Consider the following 12,969-nt stretch of genomic DNA (forward strand, 5'->3'; position numbering starts at 1 on the left):
GCTGTATCTTCAACTTATAGATATACGCGCAATTGGTTGAACATTTATATCTTTTGTTAACTCCTGGAAAGATATAACAGGAAGCTCATAGAACTCTGTTTCTATTAGCTTTCTTACATAACGACGTATATCCATGGCAATAAGCAAAACAGGTTTTCTCTCCATCTGTAAACTATCTCTGGTGTATACAGCGAGCTTCTCGGTAAATCGTTTTGTTACCGAAGGATCTAGAGCTAAATAATAGCCTGCCGAAGTTTGTCTAATGGCACTACGAACACTATCTTCCAACTCCTGATCCAGTAGGTAGCAAGGAAGCGTGCTATTTCCCCCAGAATACTTAAAGCAAATCTGACGCTTTAAACTACTACGCACGTATTCAGTTAACTGCACAACATCCTTTTCTTTCTGTCCCCACTCAACTAGCGCTTCTAAAATAACCCTCAAATTTCGAATGGATATATCTTCTGACACCAGTCTCTGGAATACCTCACTAAGTCGCTGAATAGGCATTACTCGCTCAACTTCTTTGACTAACTCGCCAAAATGCGGCTCTACTCGCTCCAACAAGTAACGAGTTTCCTGTATCCCAATAAACTCCTCTGCATATCGGCGAAGGATGTAGGCCAAATGGTAAGTAATGATACGATTGAACGAAAAATAGGACAGATGATTAGTATCCAGTATTTCAATCTGCTGATTGCTTACCCACAAACTTTCGATGTCAGGCAAAAACTTTTCCTCTTCACTAAATTCAATACCCGACATCGATAGTTGATCTTTAGGTTCAGTTATCAAAACACAGTCCGGCATCAATCTTCCACGCCCAACAGGTACCTCCTGATTCAGGATGTAGTATTCATGCTCGCTAAGATTTTCATTAAATCGTAAGTGGACACCGGGAAATGGTACCCCTAAATCCAAGTAGAGTGCTTTTCGTACGCGACTTAGTTCTGCATTCAATTCTGTAGCATCTAAAACACCCTCAAGATCAACAGAGACATCAACTAAAAGAGGCACTGTAATAGAGAATTCATCTCTGCTGCTAGCAGCTGTTCGGGATGATATTCGTTTTGCTTCTGCCGTTGCAGCCGCTGCAGAGGCGCCATCTTTTGCCAAAATTTCTGGTAGATTCTCTTCATGGATTCTATTTTTAGTGGCCAACCGTGCTAAGAGGAACCCTCCTCCTCCAATCAATATTGCCAATACAATAAAGATTTCAGTAGGAAACCCTGGTATCAAAGCCAATCCCAATAGAAGTGCGGATGACATATAGAGAGCACGAGGGTGTGCTGTGATTTGAGAACCTATAACCGTGCCCAGGTTTATATCTTTACTCTCTAGCTCATCTTCTGTTGACGTCACGCGTGTGACAATCATGCCAGCGGTCATCGAAATAAAGAGCGCAGGAATTTGTGCTATTAACCCGTCACCTACGGTGAGAATAGAGTACATTTCCAGGGCTTCACCAGTAGACATTCCGTGCTGGGTAGTTCCGATTAAAATCCCACCTATGATATTGACACAGATGATAATAAGACCTGCTATTGCGTCTCCTTTAACAAATTTCATCGCGCCATCCATTGACCCAAATAGCTGGCTCTCACGATTTAATGATTCCCGCCGATCCCTTGCCTCTTCAATATCAAGCATCCCAGCTCGCATATCACCATCGATACTCATTTGCTTGCCGGGCAAGGCATCCAGGGAGAATCTAGCACTCACTTCAGCAACTCGTTCAGCACCTTTCGTAATCACTAAAAACTGTACAATAGTGATGATAAGGAAAATAACCAACCCAACCACCAAGTTGCCGCCAACTACGAAATTCCCGAATGTAGTAATAATATCTCCAGCATCTCCATTCATAAGAATTAATCGTGTCGTCGTGACCGATAACGCTAAACGAAATAGTGTACTAATAAGCAGTACTGCAGGGAATGCACTAAACTCCAATGCTGTTTTGATATAAACAGATAGCATCATTAGGAGTACCGCGATAGCAAAATTTATTGCTATTAACGTATCTACCACTCCTGTTGGCATTGGCAATATCATCATAAATATGATAGCGACCAACAATATAGCCAGGGCAAGGTCAGCTCGCCGACTAAACGCAACCAATACATTTTTCATTTACTAGAAGGGCCTTCATTAATAAAATTCAAATAACTTCTACGTGCTAATTTTGAGGCATCAGAGTTTCCGGATTTCCAATGTGCTTCACTCAAACAATAATATATTGCGGCTGACTGTTCCCGACTTAGATTGCACGTCTTCAGAAGCTCTCTGGATTTTGACTCCAGATTTTTAAGGTCATTTAAAGACATCCATGCTTTGCACAACATAAGCCCGGTTGGTAAACTTTTTCCGTACAAAGTTTCAATAAGTAACAGTAGAGCGACTGCCTTATTTACATCAGCATAGTCTAGTTGCAATTGCGCTTGCGTGAGTATCCAATCTCTCATAACGCTAACTTAGTCTAATAAAACTTGTAAACACTTTAAGACTCAAACTTTTTTAAGTAGATTTCTTTGAACTTGATTTTTCAATTCCAGCTCCGCTAGCTCAATGAATATCTGTTCACACTTCCCCCTTAGTTCTGTGTCTAGTTTGTCCTCTAAATTTCTTATCCATTCCACAGCCTCCATGGCCTGTCGTTCCCCCTGACAAACGTCAAATGATTTCAATTCAGACCTTTCAGGGCTACATACTTTATCCAATAGCCGTTTACCGTTTGAACGCTTGAACAGTTTAGACAGATGCGACGGAGCCGCGTGGTTGTTAAAGAATATGATACGTGTGGCTGACGGTGTTTTAAGATTTTCGGGCTCGTGCTCTAGGTATGAGACCTTAGAGATTCCACCTTGGAAATTTAGCGTGTGCTTAGTCTTGTCAGACAACATGACTTAATCCCCTAAGATGCTTTGATTTACTTGGCGGAAGTTATTTAGCGCCGCTTCAAAATTGATAAAATCCAGGTTTTCTCTAAGAATTACCAGCCTGAGAACAATTTTATCTTCATAAATATGCCCAGTAGGGGACAATGAATTCTGATTGCTATATTTGTTAGCTTCTAGAACATGCTCTATAGTATCATCATCTACTCGATGCTTTACCCCCAACGATATGAGCAATGACTCATCATGAGGAAAATAGTTTAACTCAAGATTTCCAATATTATTAAATTCCAGCTGGAGGTAATTCTGAGCAAGCTGTCGTTTGTCGATCTCGATACTATAAGCGGAGAATACACGTATCAGTATTGCTTCAATCCAGCCGGGCATATGCTGATTCCCTCCGAGCGAACAAATCTGTACATTTAAATATTGCTTCAATACATTGATTTTTTTGTTCAGCATTACCATAAATATGATTAGGCACAAGACTTATTATATATTTAATTTGCACTCCTAAGATATTAAGTTTCGCTAGGTTTTTTATTTTTAAATTACTCGCAATTTTACTAACATCGGAACTTTCCACCCAGCTTTTCTTTTGTAAAGATAGGACCTCATTTAGAAGCTTACTTGTTAAACTTCTCTGAGTATTTGCTCCAGTCATGGGTTGCTCGAGTATTCTCGCAGTCTCTCGGCAGGCATCAAGTAATGCTAACAAAGTCTTCAACTCGCTCATATTTCTCATTACAGAGATGAGCTCTGAGTTCTCAATATTCCGGCCGCCTCCATGATATTGTGAAGAAAGCTGCCTATATAGCTCTCCAGCTCCAAGATCAAGATAGTGATCTCCGAATTTTTCTCTAAGATCACAAAGTACATTGAAAATATTACCAAAGCTAATTGAGTGCTCCGGTTTGGTCAGATCACTTAATTGGTTTTCATCCAGTCCTCGTTGCTTCGCGGCATCCAAAGTACCATTGGCCAATACACCGGCTCTGAATTCCAAAGACGTTGATATCGGGGCTAGCTGCCTATCAAGCTCAATATATATTTCAGATATACTGGGAACAGTTCTATTAGAATTTTCAAGCTGCTCCCTGAGAGAAAGCAATGCAATCCCTTTCTCCGTTATATCTGATGAAATAAATTTAGAAAACGTTCTAATCTCTTCAATCACTTCCGACTTGTTATGACGATTTTGTTTAATTGCTGCTGCAATTTCACTAACTTTGTCGACTTGATGTTGGCTGAGCGCTGATTTCGATAGCTTTTTTACATCCAAGCCATCAAAGTCTCGACGGGACTCTCTAGCTCTGCTACGGTTTAAATTTTTATATTTATGTAAAAATGAAGAAAACTCCTCCAAACTATTACTTATAGTTTGAAACATCGTTTTACCTGTTTGAGCAGGCTGTATTTCTCTACTTACACTGTCAATAGCTGTGGGTTTTTCGACAATGCGATTTACTCCAATTGACTGACCGCCCTGAGAATTCATCAGAATACCTTATTTATCAAACAAGTAGGTGGTAGTTAGGCATTTGTATTATTTCCTGCATTGATTAGACTAGTAGAAACTCTATCACTAAATAGTTTCTTCAATGCTCTCTCTAGAAATCCTCTCTCTTTCAAAGTAAGACTTCGAGAATTCAAGCCAATAGAAAATTCCCCCAGCTCAAAAAAATTCACTTCAGATACATCTAAACTATAAGTCGTCAGGAAATAACTTGAGGCATGATCGATTTGTATACCAGAGATACATAGCGCATCAATTTTTCTACTACTAAGCATATCAAGGCATTGATTAACTGACTTGCAATTAATGAATGATTTCGAATAAGCATGTGAGCTTAACAAATTTGAATTGACAGCTAGCAGAGGATCTGGCCGTATATATCCAACCGATTTTACTTTAGAGAAAAATACATCCTTATTATATGTATCTATGAGACCTTTCCGCTCAGTTAGTGCCAGGTAATGAAGAGATAACTCTTCTATTGAAAATGATTTCCAGTTGGTGACTTGCGAATCGTACTCAATGGTGTTTGAAGCGCTAATCACTATATCGTAATTACCCAAAACCAACTCTTTTTTGAGTTCACGAACAGAAAGGAAATCGATAGAAAAAGGTGCTTCGTCTTGTAAAAATTTGTCACTTGGAAATAGAATTTCTGCAGCCTTTTGTGTCACGGCATTGTTGGCTTGCACACCTATACTTAGGGTTTGAAACAAGTCTTTCTCATTTACTGATTCACTTACGCAACCACATAACATAGAGATACTAAGTAAATGAACAAGGAAACCTCTTAAATACACTTCTGCCTTGCCTCTGAAGGTGATACGCCATACTTTGACTTATATAATTGCGTGAAATAGGACTGACTGGAAAATCCACTTTCCAGGGCAATATCTACTAACCGTTTACTTGTCGTACGTAATTGAATATTAGCGTGCCTGAGTCGTCTCTCATTAATCCATGATTTTGGGGAAGATTCACTAAATACCTGACTAAACATATTCTTAAACGAAGTCAAACTCATACCGATATTCTTCGCATAAGTAGCTATGCACCAGTTTTTTGTAACGTTAGCCTCCATGAATCGTCTAAATTTTTCCTGAACCGGGTTTACCCGATTCAGCAGTTCGTCAGCGAGTATTTGCCCCTGATCACTCTTTAATTTCAGCAATAATAACTCTTCTAACTTGAGGGCATTCAATCCCTCATCATCTAACCGGCTGAACAACCTAAAAGAATCTAATGTCAGCCGTGTCAACTCACAACTCGGAAAGACAATCGGATCTTTGCCTTTCGGTAAAACAGATTTAACCATTTTAAGCGCCTGCTCCTTACGAAACAGCGCGTTATCATACCTTTCATAGAACCTGGTCAGCATTGCTGCACGAATACCTACACATATTACAACAATATCCTGGTCTTTTAGGTTGTTGCTTAATTCAAAATCTTCATCAGATCCTGCAAGCCAAACCTGCCCTATTGTCAGCTCAAAATTCGATTGATGATATCTAATTCCAGCAGAACCGGTCACCATCATGACCAAATTCACAAAAGGTGAAAATGTGAGCACGATAGATTCTCCACGTGGAATTGAGAATGTTTTTAATTCAAAAAGATCGCCACAATGTTGGCAATCAATAGCCACTCTACTGTTTCTGAATCCATCTTGTCCCTTATAGGAGGGAGTATTCATGTCTTTCACTTCTCTTTATGAAATCTCTACCTATTTATGCTCACATTTGATTTTAATTACACCTCGGAAATCATCTAAACTATCGACTTTGATAGTGCGTTTATCGTTGAGCTATGATGAGAATGAAGCTCATTAATCATCGATGAGAATGTACTTGTCAGATTGTCAACTAAAGCAATATGCGCATTAGCTAACTCTCCATCTTGTTTATCGATATTCATTTCGGCATCCAACTCTACCTGCCTCGCCTGCAATAGTGCTTGAAGTTCCTCCGCTTCAGCATTGAGCCTATCTATTTTTGCTTCTAAATTTTTCTGTACGGCCGCTGCAAAATGTTGGCCGCTACCCGCCCCTCCTGAACCGCCACCAGCTAGGCTAGCGACCCCCATAACGCCGCTCATGATACCCATCCCCATTTTGAGGTCCGCTGCTTGAAATCGTAGATTTTTGACTTCCTCCGCTGCTTCGATAATTTCATCACGCTTCGCCAATGCAGTGTCAAATTGATCAATATATTTCTTGATACGAATCGAAGTCTCACTTTCCCTCATCTCTCGAAAGACAGACTTAAGATTATTATTAAGCGTATTTATCAGGCCGTAGATATGGTTGTTGTGAGAGAAAGCATTAAGAAACTTTTGTACATCATCTGATTCATCGAGCACCGGCCGGTAGATATCAATAGCATCTTCAGCTTTGGTTATTGACGCCTTTGCCTCTTGAGGGGGTCCCTCAACCTCTCCATTGGAGTCGATCTTTGTTGAGCGAAAAGTAATACCGGGACCGAAACTAACATTACCATCTACTGAACTCATAATTTTCCTCCTTAAACAACTGAAATATTTAAACCTATCAAATTTGCCGCTATTAGAAAGTTGACTTCCTGCTCTTTAGTATCTTCTTTGGTCCGATCATCCACTACCACTGCGGAACTTTTTATGGTAGCTTCAGTTATCACTATATATATTGTTTAACCTATTCCTTTTCCGCTAGTCCTGCGGAAACCAAACCAAATTTGGGGAAGAAAAATTTTTTGCTTTGTCTTAGAGTCTCCCTTGAGAAGCACTGTACATTCTTCCATTTTGCCTGATCAAAATCTTGAATAAGCAGATGTCTGTAATTCTCCGCCCACCAAAAAAATACTCGGTCTGATTTCCTTTGGCGAGGTCAATTCGGCTGTTGAAATATCAACTCTGACGCCGACTTTGAATCCAAACATATTGCCAGCCATATTTTTCTCTTTACTTAAATCCTTGTGATGTAATTCAACACAACTAACTTTCATTGTACTCATAGCTCTGAGAGGCTTCAGTAACTACAAAGACATTAGTCTCAATTATTAGGTTAGTGTTTTATTACTCATGTAAGCGCAATTATTTGGATTGCTCATTTTTCACCTATGGTACGTAGTCGTGAACTTGATGCTTTAGATTTCTTGCACATTTTTTAGATTTTAGGCATTTTTTTTGTCGGAAATATATTTCCCGAATGTGGTATCAGATTAGCCACAGAACTCTCTTACTACTTCATTATTGAACTTATAAGGCAACTCTTTTGATCAGCGCTTAAAGCCAAAAATATGAACGCTATCTAAGAGTAAATTCGAACTCATCCACAGCTGGAACCAGATCGCAAACGTGATAGCATACATACCTTTTTACCTTTGACTGCTGGCACCCTAAGAATATAATTCTGTCAATATCTTACTTCTTGTATTTTAGTTTCGTAATTTTCAGGTTTAAAGTTAAATATAGTACTACCCGTTAAATCGATTTATCATTGATCTTCGGTCGTTAACTATCCTCGGCCAGACCAGATTTTCGCTAGTAAAACTGATTACCGTTTGGGCTACCGTTTGAACTACCGTTGAAATTACCGTTTTCTCACCACCAAGCAGTGAAGTGAGGCCACTAACGTTCCAGTCGACAGAATAGGATTGTCACAATTCGAGCCCCGCACTGATTACATGCCTATGAACTCTTAACTGTCAGCCATGCCTCATACAAACCCACGTCCAGCGTTCTCTTTCTTTCGCCCCGAGTTGCTAGCGGCCCTCTGAATTATTCAGTGGTGAGGTAAGGTCTGCTTATGTACTCTGCTCAGGTATTTTCATCGTCTTGTAAAGTCTGATTCCGGAGTGACCACAGGTTGTTCAGGTATTAACCAGTGCATGTTTGAAACCAGTCTGATTCCTGTCTCTACCTACACTGGTAGGCAGATGTCAAAGTAGCGAGGAGCTCGCTTGATCTTAACCTGAGGTGACTGGCAACCAAACTACTTGATTTAGAACTGTTACTTGACACCTAAAAAGCCATTCATTCCTGAGCCCTCCCCAGAATCGACACTTGGTCGACTGTCTATCGCTGGCTGCAAGGGAAGTAGATAGGCACGGGTGATATCCCGGGTTGATCCATGTCACTGTCCGAGAGCCGGGTTCAAATTGAGGTGCTTCCCCTGTCTCAGGAGGGGCACGTCTCATGGTGGCATAGCTAGCGAGTGATGCCGCGGTAAGGTGCGCTCAGCGTGCAAAACAATCTTCAGCAGAACTGCGAGGCCATTTTCCATGAAATGTCAACACCAGGGATGAACAGGGCTCTATAGTAGAGCTCATCGCCAATTTCAGTGCACCACAAGAGGTGAGAAGCTCGCCAAACATATCTAGCTAGGGCGCCACAGAAAGACTGTAGTCAAACTCGTATGATTGAAGGAAAGGAATATTCGAAAGGGCATGAGGGTCTTCCTGCTACTTGAGGGTCAGTAGAGGCGATTACCCACGACCAACACTCCCAATAGCAGACAAAATTGTCGGATGAACATGGTAGTACTCCCCTCCAGTGGGGGGTCGCCCTTCCGGTCAAATTGCTGTAGCCCTGGAATTTACGGTGGATAAACAGATAGCTGTGAGGTATTTTACGATATGGAAGTCGACTATTTGCTAACTCAGAACTTTGAGAGTAAAGGCTGTTTTACCCTTATGCACTCCAGGTTACCGATTACTCCTCCACGATTATTTTCTATCTTTTTTGCATTTAGTAGGCATTTCTAACGCCACCATAAGTAGATTAATTTTCATACTGACATACAGTTTGGCTCAATTACAAATTGGCTCAAAATTATCGCTCAACTGAGTATTTAATCAGTTAAAGTGTTTACTGTGCTTGGCTTTACAGTTACTACCTGACACTATCTTTCCATATGTTATTGCTGGATAGTGAAGATTCTGCGGAAATTTAAGCGAATTTCACTTTATAATTTTAATTTACAATTACACTTCCTCAGATTTATTACAATAAGAAGTAAAGTGGTGCAATTATCATATCTTGCTGCCCTGTAAAGATATGCTTGAGTCCCAGAAAACCCCGATTGATATTAGCCATACAGAAACAATTGGGGTCTCAATTTAAAAGAAATAAGGCCTGAATTTATACCCTAAAGATAAAAATGACCAATACTTATAAAATTTCTTAAAAATCTAAAATTTAACACTTCCATATCAGCTAGCCTTATATAATACTACTAAGCCTACTCAATGAAGCAGTAAAAACTTACATGACAATTAAGTAGCAGTATAGTATCTAAAAAATTAGAGCTAGAGAGGATTGGTCTTTAAGAATGCGTTGATTCTGAGTTACATCCTATTAGATAGGAGAGCCTTGACCCGCATGACCAAATTAACAAATGGAAACAAAAGTTCGGTGATACCGCCGAAAAATACTATCAAGGGCTAATTCACATATGCCTAAAATTACTATGTTGAACGGTGCAAATACAACAGTAACGCCAAGTACCGATAATAAAGGGGCTTTACATTCAGACAAGAGTCCTCAAAAGACTACAAGCGAATTTGCTCAAATTCGAGAATCAGCGCGCTCTAATGTTGATGATGCCTTCAGAAAAAATTTTTTCCCTGCTCCTAAATCTATTGGCAATGTAGATTCTCGTTTAAATTTTGGCGACCCAAAGCAAACTTTTATTCATTTCCTACAGCAACTCAGTGTAACAGTAGCGGAAAATAATTCATCCTCTGCATCAGAAAAAATCGAGCAGATAAGCATGATGATTCAAATGGCCGAACGAAAGATAGGCGGCAGTGGGTGATCCCTCAGGTTTAGCATTCCTATTTAATGTATGCCAAATGCGTCAGACTAGCTTAACTGCCTATATCCCTTATAGACTTCACATAGCTATTAGGTGGCTATTATAGCGCCCCTGATATACACAAGCTATAATATCCTAGGTACACCCTTGAGGAGTCATTTTCCAGCTTGATTTCAGTTGACCTTTCTCTATCTAATTTCATATTTAAAATTAAACAACTGAAAATGCTGACTTTGATCCTTTAGGGTTTCAACAGGACAAAAGCCGATTGCTAGCTAAAAGAACTACCAGCCAACTAACAAAAGATATTAAGAAAGATAAACTTTGGGATAGGGATTTGAGTGACGCACGTTCAACTCAGCTAACCCATCAGTTGAAATACCAATACAAAGATAATTCTCTCATTGACTTTAATTCAAAATTTGAGTCGAAACCATTAGGGTAAGAATCCCAACAACCTCCATTCAGCAAGAGAACACCATATAGAAATTAATGATACTCAAATCTCAGATGCAATACTTGACGCCAAATAGTATAATATTTGCAAACATTTAACCCTGCTAAAATAGTTATTATGTAAAATATACTGGTATAAAGAACTTATAAAAGGTCGACTTCTCGCTAACCGGAGCCTTGAATTGCTTCTATGGTTTTAGACTATACATTGCTATTCTTAAATGGCATATCACTGCCAACGATCATACTCGATAGCTAAACTAGCTTGCTGAATTAATTCGAAAAGTAAGGCTGGTTTATTTTTCAAAGAAAAGAAAGCCTCTAGTCACCTCCCCCGGAAGTATTCCAGTGAAGTATTTTTGACCAAATGGAGCGGGCTCTACATCAGAAGAGTTGCCATATATCAAATAGACGAATATCAAATATACAGAAGCCAGAAAGACATCCTGATGAAGCATCCGCGCGATAGTAGCGCTAGATGCTACACGAAGGCAGCTATTCGCTACCTTCAAGCTCGGGAATTAGGTTCATACCTTTTATAGGTGGGCGCATTAATCCTCGAGCTACCTTTCTTTAATCAAAAATCTAGCCATGAGAAAGATAGCCTTCTTGGTTTTAGCACCAAATATTTGACATACTAGGGGCCAACAGTCTTTCTGGCCTCAGGTTTTTGATAGGAAAATGCCCTTTATTTATTATTCGAGATAAATTTACGCACTTCCTCAACAAACACCCTTGAGGCTGATTCACGTCCCAGCAATAAATGCCCATCACTCTCTAGACCAACAAAGCTGGCGTTAGGTATGCTGGATGCAATATCGCATGCTGACTTTACCGGAATCCTCTGATCTCCTAGAGAGTGAATAACCAATGTAGGAACTGTAACTCTCTTTAGCTGATCGCGAACATCAATGCTACCAAACACTGAAAGAAAGCGAACTGCATTTTCTGGAGAGGTTGTTAGGCGTTGAAACTCGTTGAACCAGGCCAGCTCGTTTGCATTAGCACTTGGCATAAATGTTGAGGAGAAAATCTGTCTGTATGCAGGGTTATCTTGTCCCCAGCCAACTTTCGTAAGGGTCATTACCGCTTCTCGCTCTTTAACAACAGACTCTGTAGCTCCAATACGCCAGCCGGCTGCGTAGCCACCAAACAGAATAAGTTGCTTTACCTTTTCAGGATACCTTACGGCATACTCGATAGATACAGCAGCCCCTTGAGAAATACCAAGCAACGTAAACTTATCAACGCCACAGGCATCAACAACCGTCTCAAGATCTGTTACGAATGACTCAAAAGTAATATTGTCAACATCCCAATCTGAGAGACCATTCCCACGCTCATCATAGCGTATAAATCTATGGTCTAAAGACAGCTCTCGAAACAAGGGGCTCCAAATGGGAGAGTCCCAATCATACTCCAAGTGGCTCAACCAATTAGCAGCCTTTACTATCGGGGCGCCCTTTCCTATCGTTGCATACGCGATTCGGGCACCATCTGCAGCGGTACAAAACTCAATTTTCTGACTAGTGAGAAGTTTGCGCTCGAGAAGCTGTTCATTGACAGGGGGCGGACCGGACTCTTCCTCTGCTGGCGCACAAGGTGACCAGGCAATTCCGGCCTTTCTAAACCTTTCCGCCAACTGTGATCTTATTCTGGCCAGTTCCTGTGCTAGCCCCATTCTCTCCAGCTTTGTCAATAGCTGAGTGGCAGCAAGAGAGTTGTATGGCTCAAGACTTTCCCAGTATCGCGCCCACCTCAATTGCTCGGGAGGTGATATCTCAGGGTGAGACGACAAGCGGGATAGTATTTTACCGCGCAAACGTCCCACTTCCTCCCGCTCAGCGAGCAGCCACTGCTGGAATAACTCTTGGTCAGGCAGATCTATCCCCTCAAGAAATGGCTCCTTTAGTTCAGAATTGATGGCCTTTAGGTCATCTACTGATAGGTCTGGGGTCTCAAGATGACAAGCTATGGATCTAATATCAATTAGAATGTCATCAGTATCCAAACTCACCCTCTCACGATCCGCAATCAGCCGGTTTATGTCGGGGGTGTTGACAATAGGACGTATTTTACTTAGTGACCACCTAAGAGATGCTCTTGGATCATCAGGCAACTCCCAGAAGATTTCACATAATCGATCACGACGATGCGGTCGTGCCGCCAACGCTAAGAACGCGAGAAGTGCGCGTGTCCTTTTAGACCGGGGAAGACTAACCCGATCTCCATCACGATAAGCGGTCAGTTCTCCAAGTAATTGGATTGTTATACCCATAACCTAAATACTTACTTATTAATACAATAGT

The 12,969-nt window shown here is 40.7% G+C and carries 10 protein-coding genes; 1 reads left to right on the plus strand and 9 read right to left on the minus strand.

Features of this window, described 5'->3' with window-relative positions:
* Positions 1-9 precede the first annotated feature (9 nt).
* The 8 genes from sctV to ACJJI8_RS18125 form a co-directional block, all read right to left on the minus strand.
* Complete coding sequence (gene sctV / locus ACJJI8_RS18095; protein WP_444933242.1) at positions 10-2,133, minus strand: type III secretion system export apparatus subunit SctV; 2,124 nt, start codon at positions 2,131-2,133, stop codon at positions 10-12.
* 374 nt (positions 2,134-2,507) lie between these two features.
* Positions 2,508-2,903 carry a hypothetical protein gene (locus ACJJI8_RS23155; RefSeq protein ID WP_507021827.1) on the minus strand — a complete coding sequence of 132 codons (396 nt, stop codon included), beginning with the start codon at positions 2,901-2,903 and terminating at the stop codon, positions 2,508-2,510.
* 3 nt (positions 2,904-2,906) lie between these two features.
* A complete protein-coding gene (locus ACJJI8_RS18100; protein WP_444933243.1) occupies positions 2,907-3,284 on the minus strand; it encodes a hypothetical protein in 378 nt (125 codons plus the stop codon).
* Positions 3,268-4,395 (minus strand): TyeA family type III secretion system gatekeeper subunit, encoded by a 1,128-nt coding sequence (locus ACJJI8_RS18105; protein ID WP_444933244.1) that lies wholly within the window; start codon positions 4,393-4,395, stop codon positions 3,268-3,270. The genes ACJJI8_RS18100 and ACJJI8_RS18105 overlap by 17 nt, the downstream gene beginning before the upstream one ends.
* A gap of 35 nt (positions 4,396-4,430) precedes the next feature.
* A complete protein-coding gene (locus tag ACJJI8_RS18110) occupies positions 4,431-5,213 on the minus strand; it encodes a hypothetical protein (RefSeq protein ID WP_444933245.1) in 783 nt (260 codons plus the stop codon).
* A complete protein-coding gene (locus tag ACJJI8_RS18115) occupies positions 5,204-6,106 on the minus strand; it encodes a helix-turn-helix transcriptional regulator (protein ID WP_444933246.1) in 903 nt (300 codons plus the stop codon). The genes ACJJI8_RS18110 and ACJJI8_RS18115 overlap by 10 nt, the downstream gene beginning before the upstream one ends.
* A gap of 74 nt (positions 6,107-6,180) precedes the next feature.
* Positions 6,181-6,921, minus strand: a complete 741-nt coding sequence (locus ACJJI8_RS18120; protein ID WP_444933247.1) for a hypothetical protein — start codon at positions 6,919-6,921, stop codon at positions 6,181-6,183.
* 275 nt (positions 6,922-7,196) lie between these two features.
* Positions 7,197-7,391 carry a hypothetical protein gene (locus ACJJI8_RS18125; RefSeq protein WP_444933248.1) on the minus strand — a complete coding sequence of 65 codons (195 nt, stop codon included), beginning with the start codon at positions 7,389-7,391 and terminating at the stop codon, positions 7,197-7,199.
* A gap of 2,450 nt (positions 7,392-9,841) precedes the next feature.
* Between ACJJI8_RS18125 and ACJJI8_RS18130 the strand changes: the two genes are divergently transcribed.
* Positions 9,842-10,204 carry a hypothetical protein gene (locus tag ACJJI8_RS18130; protein WP_444913839.1) on the plus strand — a complete coding sequence of 121 codons (363 nt, stop codon included), beginning with the start codon at positions 9,842-9,844 and terminating at the stop codon, positions 10,202-10,204.
* Positions 10,205-11,348: 1,144 nt separating this feature from the next.
* Here the strand turns inward: ACJJI8_RS18130 and ACJJI8_RS18135 are convergent.
* The gene (locus ACJJI8_RS18135) at positions 11,349-12,938 is read right to left on the minus strand and encodes a bifunctional AfsR/SARP family transcriptional regulator/alpha/beta hydrolase (protein ID WP_444933249.1); all 1,590 of its coding nucleotides are present in this window, start codon (positions 12,936-12,938) and stop codon (positions 11,349-11,351) included.
* Between the last annotated feature and the right edge of the window lie 31 nt (positions 12,939-12,969).

The organism is Microbulbifer maximicatervae (SeqCode) (genome assembly GCF_052467695.1).